This is a genomic window from Leisingera sp. NJS204, assembly GCF_004123675.1.
Classification (GTDB): Bacteria; Pseudomonadota; Alphaproteobacteria; order Rhodobacterales; family Rhodobacteraceae; genus Leisingera.
Window position 1 is genome coordinate 3,188,520 of sequence record NZ_CP035417.1, and the last position, 14,267, is coordinate 3,202,786.

Below are 14,267 nucleotides of genomic sequence, written 5' to 3' on the forward strand. Positions count from 1 at the left end.
CCGGCCGGACGTGACCCTTTCAAAGGAACGCTGCAATGGCCTTCAAACTTACCGATTACGAAGCCTATGACTTTGCCAACCGGCGCCACATCGGCCCGTCTCCGCAAGAGATGGCCGACATGCTGCAGGTGATCGGCTTTAAAACCCTGGACGAGCTGATCGACGCCACCGTGCCGCCCGCCATCCGCCAGAAAGAGGCGCTGGACTGGGGCCCGGCAATGACCGAGCGCGACGCCCTCTTCCACATGAAAGAAGTGGCCTCCAAGAACAAGGTTCTGACCACGCTGATCGGTCAGGGCTATTACGGCACCACCACTCCGGCGCCGATCTTGCGCAACATCCTGGAAAACCCGGCCTGGTACACCGCCTATACGCCCTATCAGCCGGAAATTTCCCAGGGCCGGCTCGAGGCGCTCTTGAACTTCCAGACCATGGTCAGCGACCTGACCGGCCTGGACATCGCCAACGCCTCGCTGCTGGACGAAGCAACCGCCGCGGCTGAGGCCATGTCGATGGCGCACCGCGGTTCGCGCTCCAAGGCAAACAACGCCGCCTTCTTCGTCGACAAGAACTGCCACCCGCAGACCGTCGCCGTGATCCAGACCCGCGCCGAGCCTCTGGGCATCGACGTGGTGGTAGCCGATCCCGACGATCTGGATCCGGGCGCGGTCTTCGGCGCCATCTTCCAGTACCCCGGCACCTACGGCCATGTGCGCGACTTCACATCGGAAATCGAAGCCATCCACGCGCACAAGGGCATCGCCGTTGTCGCCGCCGACATCCTGTCGCTGGCCCTGCTGAAATCGCCGGGTGAAATGGGTGCTGATATTGCCATCGGCTCGACCCAGCGTTTTGGCGTTCCGATGGGTTATGGCGGCCCTCACGCAGCCTATATGGCGACCACCGACAAGCTGAAGCGCGCCATGCCCGGCCGCATCATCGGTGTGTCCGTCGATGCGCGCGGCAACAAGGCCTACCGCCTGGCGCTGCAAACCCGCGAACAGCACATCCGCCGCGAAAAGGCCAACTCGAACGTCTGTACCGCACAGGCGCTGCTGGCTGTTATCGCGTCGATGTATGCTGTCTACCACGGCCCCGACGGCATCAAGGCGATTGCTCAGTCGGTGCACCGCAAGACCTCGCGCCTGGCCGCCGGTCTGGAGGAGAACGGTTTCAAGGTGGAACCGGAAGTCTTCTTCGACACCATCACTGTCGACGTTGGCCCGCTGCAGAAAACCGTCATGGAAGCAGCCGTTGCCCGCGGCGTCAACCTGCGCAAAGTGGGTGAAGACCGCATCGGCATCTCGCTGGACGAACAGACCCGCGCCGGGACCATCGAAGCCGTCTGGGCAGCCTTTGGCATCGACAAGAAAGACGATAGCGTCGCAAACCGCGCCTACCGTCTGCCCGACTATGCGCTGCGCGAAAGCGAGTATCTGACCCACCCGATCTTCCACAAAAACCGGGCCGAAGCAGAAATCACCCGCTACATGCGCCGTCTGGCCGACCGCGACCTGGCGCTGGACCGTGCGATGATCCCGCTCGGCTCCTGCACCATGAAGCTCAATGCGACCATCGAAATGATCCCGGTCACCTGGCCGGAATTCGGCAACCTACACCCCTTCTGCCCCGAAGATCAGGCGCAGGGCTACCACCAGATGATCGACGATCTGAACGACAAACTGTGCCAGATCACCGGCTATGATGCGATCTCCCAGCAGCCGAACTCCGGTGCGCAGGGCGAATACGCGGGCCTTTTGACCATCCGCAACTACCATGCGTCGCGCGGCGAAGCGCACCGCAACATCTGCCTGATCCCAACCTCCGCACATGGCACCAACCCGGCGTCGGCGCAGATGGTCGGCTACAAGGTGATCCCTGTGAAAGCGGACGACAGCGGCAACATCGACGTCGCCGACTTCCGTGCCAAGGCAGAGCAGCACAGTGACAACCTTGCGGCTTGCATGATCACCTACCCGTCGACCCACGGCGTGTTTGAAGAAACCGTTCAGGACGTCTGCCAGATCACCCATGATCACGGCGGCCAGGTCTATATCGACGGCGCCAACATGAATGCCATGGTGGGCCTTGCCCAGCCGGGCAAGATCGGCGGCGACGTTTCGCACCTGAACCTGCACAAGACCTTCTGCATTCCGCACGGCGGCGGCGGCCCCGGCATGGGTCCGATCGGCGTCAAGGCGCATTTGACCGAGCACCTGCCGGGCCACCCGGAATACGGCACCGCAGTTGGTCCGGTTTCGGCGGCTCCGTTCGGCTCGCCTTCGATCCTGCCGGTCAGCTGGGCCTACTGCCTGCTGATGGGCGGTTCGGGCCTGACCCAGGCGACCAAGGTTGCGATCCTGAACGCCAACTACATCGCAGCGCGCCTCAAGGATGCCTACAAGATCCTCTACACCTCGGAAACGGGCCGTGTGGCGCATGAATGTATCCTGGACACCCGCCCATTGGCTGATGACGGCAATGTCACCGTCGACGACGTTGCCAAACGTCTGGTCGATTCGGGCTTCCACGCCCCGACCATGTCCTGGCCGGTGGCTGGCACGCTGATGGTGGAGCCGACCGAATCCGAGCCCAAGGACGAGCTGGACCGCTTCTGCGACGCCATGCTGTCGATCCGCTCGGAGGCGCAGGACATCATCGACGGCAAGATCGATCCTGAAAACAACCCGCTGAAGCACGCGCCGCACACGGTGCGCGACCTGGTGGGTGAATGGGACCGTCCCTACAGCCGCGAACAGGCCTGCTTCCCTCCGGGCAACCTTGGCGTCGACAAATACTGGCCGGCTGTGAACCGGGTGGACAACGCCTATGGCGACCGCCACCTGATCTGCACCTGCCCGCCGATGTCGGACTACGAAGAAAACGAAGCCTGATCCTTTCAGGCTCCGCGCCCTGCCGGCCCCGCCCGGCAGGGCACCCCCGCATGACCCGCTCAGAGGAGAGAATGATGTCCCGTCTCGAACCGCTGACCGTGCCAGCTTCCCAGCACTCCGCTGACAGCGCGGCACTCGCCCGCTTCCACGACGTCGAAATCATCCTGCCGCAGGCCGAACCCCCTGCCGCGGCGCAGATGATTTGCGAAGTTTTCCGCGCCGCCAATGATCTTTTTCCGGACAGCGGCTACCGAACAGCCGTGCGCAACCTCAGCTCGCAAATGCGCGCCGTGCCCGCGGGTTGGAAACCGCAGACGGTCATTTTCCTGGGTGGTATCTCCAGCCGCTGGCCGCTCAACTCAGGTGAAAAGGCCAGCCTGCAGCGGATCTGCCGCCAGGCACAACGCTGCCTGTTTGCCGGCAGCGCCATCTTCCTGCTGGCCGAGTCCGGTCTGCAGGCGGCATTCGAGACTGCGGTGCATTCGAATTTCGCCGCCGCCGCAGAGGAAGAGCAGCTGACCTGCGCCCCGGCCGGCACGCTGACCACCGCTGCTGGCCGCATCAACACTGCCGTCAGCAGCTTTGCCGCCCTGCGCCTGCTGGCCGGTTTCCTGCGCGCCGACCGCGGGCCGTTCATCGCCGATGCGGTCTGCGACTATCTCGGCCTGGCTTTTGGCCCGGCATCGGAACAATCCAGAATATCGCTGCAACTGCGCCAGACCGCCGGCGGCGACGCGCTGATCGTCAAGATCCTCGACCTGATGCAGCAGAACCTCGAAGAACCGCTGCTGATCCGCGACATTGCCCAGCAGGCCGGGGTCTCTCCGCGCAAGCTGGAGCGCCGCTTTCAGCAAAAAACCCGCACCAGCCCGCTGGCTGCCTATCGCAGGCTGCGGATAGAGAAGGCCCGTCAGCTGTTGCTGCACACCACCCTGCCGCTGGCCGAGATCGTCGCCGCCACCGGCTTTGGCTCGCGCAGCAACCTCACCGAATGGTTCAAGCGGGAATACAAAACCAGCCCGCTGGCTTTCCGCAAACAATACTACGCAGACAGCCACCCGGCAGGATCCGCCGCCTGAGAACAAGCTGGATCATGCATGTAAAAAGGCGGCCCTAAAGCCGCCTTTTGTCTGTTTGGGCCAGGTTCAATTGCCTGATCCGCTGTCCTCGCCGTCATTTGAGAGGGCGCCGGGGTCAAAGACATTGCCGAAACCGGAGCTGTTGCCCTGCGGCTCCTGCTCGGCCTCCGCGCCGTCCTCTTCATCCCCCGACAGGCTGCCGGGCGCAAAGACGCCGCCAAAACCCGAGTTATTGCCGGTGCCGGTGGCGGGCGCCGATTGGGCCGGGGCGCCGCCCTGCTCTTCCTGCTGCTGCTGGCGGCGCAGTTCACGCTGTCGGCGCAGCTCCTGGATGCGCTCTTCAGTCTCCAGGCGCTTTTGCTCCTGAATGTCGGCAATGCACTGCTGCGGGCTGTAGACCGTGGCGGTCCCCACCACTGCTACCGTTGCACAGGCCACAACAACCAGCGCCACCGCCGCAACATTGGAACTAAGGAACCCGGGCAGCCGCAGCTTGCCGTTTTCCAGTTCCTCCACCGTCGCCTTCTTACGGGCAGCCGCGACCAGTTCCTTGCGGCGGATGCCGGCCTCGTTCGCCAGCGCTGCAAACACCGTCAGCACCACGATGATAAAGGCCAGCGCCGAGATCGCCGGGGTGATGCCATAACGCACCTTCTGCGCCAGTTCGATGGTCAGCGTCGGGTATTCGCCGAAGGTGAAGGTGGTGGTGTTGTAGTTCTCGAAACTGGCCAGGAACGCCAGCACCGCCGCGGAGGCAATCGCAGGCCGCATGAACGGCAACAGCACTTTGCGGAAGGCCTGGGCATGGGTGGCGCCCAGATCCAGTGCCGCCTCGGTCAGCGCAATGTCGTAGCGCTGCAGGCGCGCCACCAAGACCAGCATGCAGTAGCTGGCTATGAAGGTCGACTGGCCGATGATGGTCAGGAACAGGCCGTTCGACAGCCAGCTGTCCGCGCCCAGCCCCAGCATCCGGTTGATCCGGTCCCAGAACACCAGGGTCGAGATACCAATGACCACGCCGGGGATCAGGATCGGCGCGATGATGATGGTGTAATAGGTCGCGCGCAGCTTAGGCCAGATCTGGGTCAGCATCAGCGCCCCTGCCAGCCCCATCGACACCGACAGCACAATCGTGCCCGCCCCCACCAGGACAGAGTTCCAGATCCCGTTCAAAATCCGTTCGTCCTGGAACAGGGCCGAGAACCATTCAAAAGTCAGGCACTCCCAGGGAGTCATCCGCGGAAACGAAGGCGAGTTGAAGGCAGTCGCCGACATGATCACCAGCGGCCCCAGCAGGTAGGCAAAGAAGATCGCCAGATAGACCCAGAGGCTTATGCGCATAAAGGAGAAGTTCTTCATTTGCCGATATCCCCCATGTTGACCTTGAACAGCCGCATGATGGCCAGCACCAGCAGGATACAGGTGACCAGCAGCACCACCGCGTAAGCCGCGCCCTGCGGCCAGTCGGAGTTGTCATTGAACTGCTGATAGATCAGCTGGGTGAACCACAAGGAAGACGGTCCGCCAAGGATCTGCGGTGCCGCCAGCGCGCCTGCCGACAGCATGAACACCATGGTGCAGCCCGAGGAAATACCCGGTTTAGCGTAGGGAATGACCACCCGCTGGTGGATCTTGGTCCAACTGGCGCCCATATCCCGCGCCGCCTCGATCTGATTGCGGTCCAGGCTTTCGATCACGTTGTAGATCGGGAAGATCATCAAGAGGATGTAGGCATAGCCCAAACCGGCATAGAGCGCGATATCATTGCGGATAAAGTCAAACGGGGTGTCGAATACCCCCAGCCCCACCAGCATGTTATTAAGCACGCCGGTCTCGCCGAAGATGATGCGCAGCGCAAAGGCGCGCAGGATCTCGTTGATCCAGTAAGGGATGATCAGCATCAGTGCGAAGATGCGGATGTGATTGCCCTTGGTCTGGGCCAGATAATAGGCGATCGGGTAGCACAGGATCAGGTTGAAGATGGTGACGCAGACCGCTGCCACCAGGGTGCGGAAGAAGACATTGAGGTCGACAGCGTTGTAGCTCTGGCTGCCGCCTTCCGGTCCGAACACCAGATATTTGTAGTTTTCGACCGTATAGACGTCTTTGGGGCCGCCGATCTCTGGCGGCGGCAGGTTGGGACGGAATGAGAAGTCGAGCATCGATAGCTGCGGCAGAATAATCAGGCCGATGGTCCAGAACAGGACCAGGCCCAGCATCAGACTGCCCATGCCGAAACCGTTGCGTTTGAAGAACTCCCTCAGGAAGCTTGGCATGACATGGGCCTCCTCATTCCGCGGCCAGCTCACCGGCGGGAACACAGACGGCGTTTTTCGTCTCGTATTCCAGGGTGATGTTTTGGCCGGTGTGGTCATCAAAGGACTGACCCAGGTTGGGGATTGAGACCTTCAGCTCCTTGCCGCCGTCGCCTTCCATGAAGATGTTGAAGCTATTGCCCTCGAACTCCTCGTGGTTGACACGTGCGGTCACGAAATGGTCGCCCGCCGCGCCCTGGGATGCCAGCGCAAAGGCCTCGGGACGGATGAACATCATCGCCTCGTCGCCTTCTTTCATGCGGCCCTGGTTGGCGGTGGAAACCCGCGCCACCAGATCGCCTGACCGGTTGGTGGCGATCAAGGCCTCGTCGCCCATCACCCGCTTCACCTTGCCGCGGAAGACGTTGTTTTCGCCCACGAAAGACGCCGCAAAGGCGGTGGCCGGATCGTTGTAGATGGTTTTGCCATCACCGATCTGGTCAATCACCCCCGCCTTCATCACCGCGATATTGTCGGACATGGTCAGCGCCTCGCCCTGATCGTGGGTGATGTAGATAAAGGTGATGCCGACCCGCTGCTGAATCTCGCGCAGCTCGGTGCGCATATGCTGGCGTAGCTTCAGGTCCAGCGCCGACAGCGGTTCATCAAGCAGCAGCACATCGGGTTCGGCGCACAAGGCGCGCGCAATGGCCACCCGCTGCCGCTGGCCGCCAGACAGTTCGGAGGGCAGTTTGTCGCCCTGTCCCGGCAGCGCGATCATGTCCAAAAGCTCATCCGCGCGCTTGCGCCGCTCCCTGGCCGAGGCGCCCTTGATCTCCATGGAAAACGTGATGTTCTCCCAGACCTTCATCAGCGGGAACAGCGCCAGATTCTGAAAGATCAGCGCGGTCGGGCGCTTGTTCGGCCCGATCCCCTTCATGTTATTGCCGCCAATCAGCACCCGGCCCTCGCTTGGCTCAAGAAAGCCTGAGACCGCCCGCAGGATGGTGGTTTTGCCGCAGCCCGAGGGCCCCAGAAAGGAGAAAAAATCCCCTCCATTGATGTTCACATTGGCATCGCGCACGGCGACAAAGTCACCGAACCGGATCCAAAGATTCTCGAGATCAACGCCGACCCCAGCACTCATTTGGCTTCTCCCCAGGGTGCAGATCCCCATTCCGGTGGCGCTCCACCGGCCCCGCAAGACCTGCTTCCCTTGTATTGTTGTTGATTGCGCCGTCCCGGCTGGCTGCCAGCGGCACGAAACCGGCCCCCGGGATAGATCTCCCGGGGGCCCGCATGATCAGGCGCTTCGCTTAGGCGCTTTTGAACTTGTTGACAAACTCGGTCCGCACGTCCGCATACCACGGCGCCTCGGCCGGCCATGGGTTCAGATTGGCCAGCGAGTTGCCCGGATAGGCTTCGGCAAAGTTCTTTTTGTAGACATCGCCCGAGTGGCTGTCGGCGCCCAGAACCGGCGAGTTGTAGCCATGGCTGTCGATTGCTTTGCCTGCCGGCTCCTGCTCGTAAGCGTAAGAGACAAAGGCATAAACCTGCTCTTCGTTCTTGGCGCCAACCGGCATCGAGATGCCGTCGACCCAAGCCATCGAGCCTTCGACCGGTGCCTGATAGTGCACAGGTTCGCCAGCAGACTTAAGCGCCAGCGGCGGGCCGTCCCAGGTCTGGCCGACCACCACGCCCTCGTTCAGCAGGCCGTTCTTTTGGGTGTCCGCATCGTTCCAGATCAGTTTGATCCGGTTCTTGCGCGCCACGCACCAATCGGTGACCTGGCCCCAGACCTTACGCATGGTTTCCTCGTCGTCGTAAGCCGCCCAGATTGAGCCTGGCTCCATCTCGCCCGAGGCTTCCATGTAAAGACCCGCGCCCAGCATCATCGAATGCGCCCGGCCCATGGTCTTGCCGGCATTTTCTTCCGACCAGACATCGCCATAAGACGGCGCGTCACCGGCCGGCAGCCATTTGTCGGTACGGTAGGCAATGCCTTCGGTGCCCCAGATATGCGGCAGCCAATGCACGCCCGAACCGCCAAAGTTCCAGGCGTCGGTGCCGATCTTGGCCATCGCAGGGTTCACCGCGTCAATGTTGACCTTGTTCATGTCGAACGGCTTTAGCAGTTCCAGCGGCCCCCACTGCAGCGAGCGGTTGTTGGTCGGCGAAACGATGTCGAAACCCTGGCCCTTGGTGGCCTTCATCTTGTTGATGATTTCTTCGTTGGAACCGATACCGGTGTAATTCACCTTGATGCCGGTCTTGGCCTCGAAACCCGCGATGAATTCGGGCGGCAGATAGTCCGACCACATCAGAATGTTCACTTCGCCGGAAGACGCCAGCGCGCTTTTTGAGTAAAGCGGCGCCGCCAGTGCAGCAGCACCTGCGCTTTTCAGCACCGTGCGGCGGCTGATTGAAGTCTTTGCTGTCATATCCAGTTATCTCCCTTTGGACTGTTGTTTGTTGTTCTTATTGTTTCAACCGTGAAACCTTGCGGAGTCATACGCCCCGCCTACAGTGACAGTTTCCAAAACTGATAAGGCCAGAGTTTTCGCAATCCGGCTTTGCATAACGCCAGTTTCGGTGCAGTTAAATTTCCTCCACGACAATGCATCGGCTGAAAAACCATCGCTGTGGCTGCAGTGTGCGCCCGTCGGCGCGAGGCGTCAATGTTCATAAACCCTTTACAAGGCAGCGGCATTTTCCGCGCAGGCGCAGGAAGCAGCTGCGCAAGGAGCGGATTACCTGCGTAACAGCCCAACCGCAGCCGGCCCGGCCATGGTGTCCAGCTTATTTGCAAGAATTGGCGGAATTCTAAAAAACCCCTCATGACGCAGCCGCGCAATTGTGGGAGACATATCCGATGCCCAGCCACTCCGCCCGCAAAGATCTGAGCCTGAAAGGGCTGGAACTGTTTCAGATCACCGCCCGCAAAGGGTCTTTGCAGGACGTGTCCGACGAGACCGGCCTGTCAGTCAGCACCATTTCGCACCACCTGCGCAATCTTGAGGATCATCTGGGTGTGGAGCTGTTCAACCACAGCCGCCGCCCCATGGTCCTGACACCCAAAGGCCAGGTTTTCCTGCGCAGCATCGGCGATGCGCTGCACACGATCCGCAAGGCCAAGGCGGAGGCTTCGGCCGGGAACATTTCCGAGGCCAGCTATCTTAGGCTTGGCACGATCGAGGATTTTGACAGCGACATCATCCCTGAACTGGCCGTATTCCTGTCCACCAGCATGCCGCGCTGCGATTTCATGTATCAGACCGATTCAAGCCATGCGATCCTGGCCATGCTGCGTGACCGGCAGCTGGATCTGGGCATCACCACCACCCCGTCTGAGCGATTGCGCGATCTGCAGGACAGGCCGCTGCTGCGCGATCCCTTTGTTGCGGTGCTGCCCAAATCAGACGAACCCATGCTGCAGGAGGTTATCGAAGGCCGCAGCACGCTGCCCTTCCTGCGCTTTGCCAGCAACCAGATCATTTCCCGCCAGATCGAAACCCAGTTGCGGCGGATGGGCCTGTCGCTGCCGCACCGGTTCGAATGCGCCAGCAATCAGACACTGATGGCCATGGTCGCAGCGGGTGCCGGTTGGACGATCACCACGCCGCTGCTGTTTTCCCGCGCCAAACTGTTCCAGCCCAAACTGCAAATGGTCGCTTTTCCGGGCAAAAGCTTCTCGCGCACATTGGCCATCGTTTCGACGCCGGATTGCTCGCGCTCGATTCTTGATCTGGTCGACAGCCGGATGCGCACACTGATTGCTGATCACGCGATAAAGCCGTTCCAGCAAAGCACGCCCTGGCTTGCGGACAGCTTCACCCTGATCTCTTGACTGCCCCGCACCTCAATAGATCTTGAACCGCGCCCGGATCTCCCGGTCCTGCTCTGCGGTCAGATACGCGGGCTGATGGGTCTGCAATATTTCCTGCGCCCGCACCCGCGCATGTGCCCAGGCATCCAATCCGCCCTTTTCCGCCCAGGTGCGCGGCTCGTCCCGGTCCGCAATCGCCGGATAGAAATAATCCCGCTCCATCGCCGCCAAAGTATGCTGGCCGCCCAGGAAGTGCCCCTCGCCCAGCACCGCTGCGCAGATCGCCTCGAACCCGAGGTTCTCCTCGCTCACCTCAATCCCGCGCAGGGCACGGTAGGTGTGGGAATGCATCTCGTCATCCAGCACGAAGCCTTCAAAACTTACCCCCAGAAGGGATGCCGTCATGCCCGAGCTTTCATAGATCAGATTGCCCCCTGCCAGCGCTGCCGCCAGCGAAGTCAGCCCCTTCTCAGCCCCGTATTGCGCATCAATCGCCTTGGCGTCGGTCATAGAGCATGCCACGCCAGAGGGCAGCCCCAGCCAGTTCGACAGCTGCGCCGAGGCCGCATTCAGCACCGCCGTCTCGCCGCTGCCGCCAGAAAACGCGCCTGTACGCAGGTCAATCACCAAAGGCCAGTTGGAGAACACCATCGGGAAACCCGGCTGGATCGCATGGAGCATCACCAGGCTGGCCAGGGTCTCGGCCAGTGATTGCGCCAGAAACCCCGCCAATGTGGCGGGCGCCGTTGCCCCGGCCTGGGCCGCAGTGATGCAGGACATTGGAATGTTGTGCCTAATGCATTCATAGACAACGTCCACCGCATCCTCGCCATACCGCATAGGAGAGATGACCGGGCTGATATGCGCCTTGAGGAAGGGGCGTTTGGAGAACTCCCCCGGACCGCCTGCTGCGATATCCAGCATCTCCACAATCGGTGCCACATTCTCAGCCAGTGTGAACGATGTCGCCACCGGTTTGGTGGTGTTCTTCAGCAGCGCATAGACTGTGTTCACGTCCAGGTCGTAATTATCCGGCACATCTGTCGCCACGCAACAGCGGGTGAACCAGCTGACATTGGCCAGGGTATCCTGCAGCCTGGTAAAGTCATGCAGGTCGGTCAGCGTCGAAGGCCGGTACACCCCGCTTTCCAAATCCAGCGTCTGCACAGCCGCACCGCCGGTGCCGAAATGCACCGCATTGCCGCCCACCGTGATTGAGCGGATGTCATCGCGCCCATGCAGGACAAAGGTTTTGGCCGCCTGATCAATCGCCTGCTCCACCAGTTGCGGCGGCAACAATACCCGCCCGGAACCGTTGTCCTGCGCCCCTGCCGCCAGCAGATCGGCGTGCAGCCGGGGCGGAACTTCCCCCATGCCAAGCTTGGCCAGCAATTCCAGTGAAGTGGAGTAAACCCGTTCCAGTTCCTCAGGGGTCAGCGGTTTATAGGCCCCGCCGATCTGGCCCGGCGGACAGGGATCCACGGCAGGCTTTGCCGCCCTCTGCGCCAAACGCTCCCGGCGCCCGCCCCGTTTGGCTCGCTGCTCTGCCATTCTTGTGACCTCCTGAGGTAAATCTTGCCCCAATGTTCCCGCCACAGCCGCAGGCTGGCAATCACAGCAGTATAAATGACAATTTATTCAACCAAATTTTCGAATTTATGGGAATTACACTCCCGTGCATTGCAGCCTGCCCTGACTGGGCGCTTAGTCATGCAAAATCCATCGGGAGGCCTCTTTTATGAAATCGCGCACCAAGGTTGTGGTGATCGGCGGCGGCATCGCTGGCTGCTCCACCCTCTACCACCTCACTCAGGAAGGCTGGAGCGACGTCGTTCTTGTCGAACGCAACGAGCTGACCAGCGGCACCACCTGGCATTCAGCGGCCCAGGTAACGAATTTCGGCATGAACCAGACCATGATCGGCCTCAAGACCCACTCGATCAACCTGTACAAGGAACTGGCTGAGGACCCGGACTACCCGATCAACTACCACCACGGCGACGGCGGCATCCGGCTGGCCAATACCGAAGCACAGATGCAGGGCTACCGCCACTTTACCTCCATGGCGCGCGGTATGGATGTGGCGTTCGAGGTGATCGACGCCAAGGAATGCGCCCGCCGCCATCCGCTGATCTCCACCGACAATCTGATCGGCGGGTTGTGGGATCCGCTGGACGGCGACATCGACCCGGCCCAGCTGTGCCAGGCGCTGGCGCGGCGCGCCCGCAAGGCCGGCGCCGAGGTCTACCGCAATACGCCGGTGACCGCCCTTACCCAGCACCAGGACGACACCTGGACCGTGCATACAGAACACGGCGATATCGATTGCGGCATCCTGGTGAACGCCTGCGGCTACCGGGTGAACGAGGTCGGCGCCATGATGGGCGTGCACCACCCCGTCGCCTCGATGGAGCACCAATATTTTCTGACCGAAGAGATCCCGGCAATCAGGGACGCAGACCACCGGATGCCGCTGCTGCGCTGCCCGATCAGCGACTATTACTGCCGCCAGGAAAAGAACGGGCTGCTGGTAGGTTTCTACGAACAGAACTGCAAAACCTGGGGTATGGACGGGATCGATCCGAACTTTGTGAACGCGCTCTGCCCCGATGATCTGGATCGGGTCACAGATGTTCTGGAAGGCGCCTTTGCCCGGATGCCCGCCTTGATGGACACCGGCATTCACACCGTGGTCAACGGCCCGATCACCTATACCATCGACGGCGCGCCGCTGGTCGGCCCGATCCCGGGCAAGCGCAACGCGTTCTGCATTATCGGCCTGCGGGCGGGCCTGGGCGAAGGCGGCGGCCACGGCTGGCTTTTGGCCCAGCAGATCGTGCATGGCGAGGCGCAGTACGACACCTGGTGCATTGATCCGCGCCGCTTTACGGGCCACACCAATGTCGAGCTGACCGCGCTGAAGGCGATCGAAGACTACCAGAACGAGTTCCGCTTCCACTTTCCGCATGAGCACCGCCCGGCGGGCCGCCCGGCCAAAACCACCCCGCTGACCCCGGTGCTGGCAGCCGAAGGCGCCGAATTCACCGTGGTGAACGGTTGGGAACGGGTCGACTACATCAAGCCTGCGCCTGACTTCCATCCTTCGCTCAGCTTCAACTTCGACGAAGCCTTTGACGTTGTGGCTGCTGAAGTGAAGAACATCCAGGACAACGCCGGCTTGGCCGAGGTCAACGGCTTCAACCGGTTCGAGATCACCGGCGCCGACCGCCACAGCTACCTTGACCGGATGTTCTGCGGCGCGGTGACAAAACGCGCGGGCCGGGTCGGGCTTGGCTACCTGTTGAACCACCACGGCATGATCAAGGGCGAGGCTACAATCGCCAACCTCCCCGCGTCCGAGCGCGGTCTGGAGCGGGTCTGGTACGGCTCGGCGGCGGCCAGCGAATATCATGACATGGACTGGCTCTCCCAGCACATTCAAAAGGACGAGGACGTGCAGATCCGGTCGCTCACCAACGACCAGACCATCCTGGTCCTGGCCGGCCCCCGGGCAAGGGACGTGCTCTCAGCCTGCGCCCGGGGCGACTGGTCGCGTGAGGCCTTCCCCTGGCTGTCGGTGCGTGAATGCTTCATCGGCTTTGCGCCTGCCACGGTCATGGGCGTCAGCTTTTCGGGCGAGCTGGCCTATGAAGTCCACATCCCCAACGCCTCGCTCTATGCCGCCTATCTGGCGCTGCGGAAGGCGGGTGAGGCACACGGCCTGAAACTGTTTGGTGCCCGCGCAGTTGAGTCGATGCGGATGGAAAAGGGGTTCCTGCACTGGAAAGCCGACCTGATTACCGAATTCGACCCGTTTGAAACCGGGTTGAGCCGTTTCGTGAAGATGGACAAAGGCGGTTTCATCGGCAAGGAGGCCTTGCTGAGGCGTCAAGCCGAAGGGCCGCGCAAGAAGCTGGTCACGCTGCAGATCGACGCCACCCACGCCCCGGCCCATGGCGGCGCCTCGCTGATGCAAGACGGCAAAGTCGTGGGCACCGTGACCTCCGGCGATTGGGGTCACCGGGTGGGCATGAACCTGGCCTATGCCTTTGTGGATCCCGCACTGGCAGCGGAAGACAGCGCGATGCAGATCGACATGTACGGCGATCTGGCGGGTGCAAGGGTCATTCCCCCCTCCCCCTATGACCCGGACTTTGCGCGCATCCGCGGATAACGCATCGCCCGCCGCCACACCTAAACAAAGAAACGCCCG

Annotated in this window: 9 protein-coding genes; 4 read left to right on the top strand and 5 right to left on the bottom strand. The window is 61.7% G+C overall.

The annotated features are described in order from the left end of the window. The first annotated feature begins 35 nt into the window (after positions 1–35). Both gcvP and ETW24_RS15565 read left to right on the top strand, forming a co-directional pair. The gene (gene gcvP, locus ETW24_RS15560) at positions 36–2,894 is read left to right on the top strand and encodes an aminomethyl-transferring glycine dehydrogenase (protein WP_129371898.1); all 2,859 of its coding nucleotides are present in this window, start codon (positions 36–38) and stop codon (positions 2,892–2,894) included. A gap of 74 nt (positions 2,895–2,968) precedes the next feature. Further along, entirely contained in the window at positions 2,969–3,973 is a 1,005-nt protein-coding gene (locus ETW24_RS15565) for a helix-turn-helix domain-containing protein (RefSeq protein WP_237455376.1), read from the top strand. Positions 3,974–4,039: 66 nt separating this feature from the next. On the opposite strand, the gene ETW24_RS15570 is transcribed toward ETW24_RS15565, so the two are convergent. The 4 genes from ETW24_RS15570 to ETW24_RS15585 form a co-directional block, all read right to left on the bottom strand. Next, a complete protein-coding gene (locus ETW24_RS15570) occupies positions 4,040–5,332 on the bottom strand; it encodes an ABC transporter permease (protein WP_129371899.1) in 1,293 nt (430 codons plus the stop codon). Continuing rightward, positions 5,329–6,249 (bottom strand): ABC transporter permease, encoded by a 921-nt coding sequence (locus tag ETW24_RS15575; RefSeq protein ID WP_129371900.1) that lies wholly within the window; start codon positions 6,247–6,249, stop codon positions 5,329–5,331. Before ETW24_RS15575 ends, ETW24_RS15570 begins: the two co-directional genes overlap by 4 nt. Positions 6,250–6,262: 13 nt before the next feature. Continuing rightward, a complete protein-coding gene (locus ETW24_RS15580; protein ID WP_129371901.1) occupies positions 6,263–7,375 on the bottom strand; it encodes an ABC transporter ATP-binding protein in 1,113 nt (370 codons plus the stop codon). A 169-nt stretch (positions 7,376–7,544) separates the two neighbouring features. Beyond that, on the bottom strand, positions 7,545–8,669 hold the full coding sequence (locus ETW24_RS15585; protein ID WP_129371902.1) for an extracellular solute-binding protein: 1,125 nt from the start codon (positions 8,667–8,669) through the stop codon (positions 7,545–7,547). Positions 8,670–9,100: 431 nt separating this feature from the next. Between ETW24_RS15585 and ETW24_RS15590 the strand changes: the two genes are divergently transcribed. Continuing rightward, positions 9,101–10,075, top strand: a complete 975-nt coding sequence (locus tag ETW24_RS15590; RefSeq protein WP_129371903.1) for a LysR family transcriptional regulator — start codon at positions 9,101–9,103, stop codon at positions 10,073–10,075. Positions 10,076–10,087: 12 nt separating this feature from the next. On the opposite strand, the gene ETW24_RS15595 is transcribed toward ETW24_RS15590, so the two are convergent. Further along, on the bottom strand, positions 10,088–11,605 hold the full coding sequence (locus ETW24_RS15595) for a trimethylamine methyltransferase family protein (RefSeq protein WP_129371904.1): 1,518 nt from the start codon (positions 11,603–11,605) through the stop codon (positions 10,088–10,090). Between the two features lie 187 nt (positions 11,606–11,792). Here ETW24_RS15595 and ETW24_RS15600 point away from each other — a divergent pair, with 187 nt between their 5' ends. Next, on the top strand, positions 11,793–14,228 hold the full coding sequence (locus ETW24_RS15600; RefSeq protein ID WP_129371905.1) for a GcvT family protein: 2,436 nt from the start codon (positions 11,793–11,795) through the stop codon (positions 14,226–14,228). Positions 14,229–14,267: the final 39 nt, after the last annotated feature.

Coding starts and splice junctions, on each gene's coding strand:
- gcvP (WP_129371898.1), top strand. CDS start 36: ATGGCCTTCAAACTTACCGATTACGAAGCCTATGACTTTGCCAACCGG.
- ETW24_RS15565 (WP_237455376.1), top strand. CDS start 2,969: ATGTCCCGTCTCGAACCGCTGACCGTGCCAGCTTCCCAGCACTCCGCT.
- ETW24_RS15570 (WP_129371899.1), bottom strand. CDS start 5,332: ATGAAGAACTTCTCCTTTATGCGCATAAGCCTCTGGGTCTATCTGGCG.
- ETW24_RS15575 (WP_129371900.1), bottom strand. CDS start 6,249: ATGCCAAGCTTCCTGAGGGAGTTCTTCAAACGCAACGGTTTCGGCATG.
- ETW24_RS15580 (WP_129371901.1), bottom strand. CDS start 7,375: ATGAGTGCTGGGGTCGGCGTTGATCTCGAGAATCTTTGGATCCGGTTC.
- ETW24_RS15585 (WP_129371902.1), bottom strand. CDS start 8,669: ATGACAGCAAAGACTTCAATCAGCCGCCGCACGGTGCTGAAAAGCGCA.
- ETW24_RS15590 (WP_129371903.1), top strand. CDS start 9,101: ATGCCCAGCCACTCCGCCCGCAAAGATCTGAGCCTGAAAGGGCTGGAA.
- ETW24_RS15595 (WP_129371904.1), bottom strand. CDS start 11,605: ATGGCAGAGCAGCGAGCCAAACGGGGCGGGCGCCGGGAGCGTTTGGCG.
- ETW24_RS15600 (WP_129371905.1), top strand. CDS start 11,793: ATGAAATCGCGCACCAAGGTTGTGGTGATCGGCGGCGGCATCGCTGGC.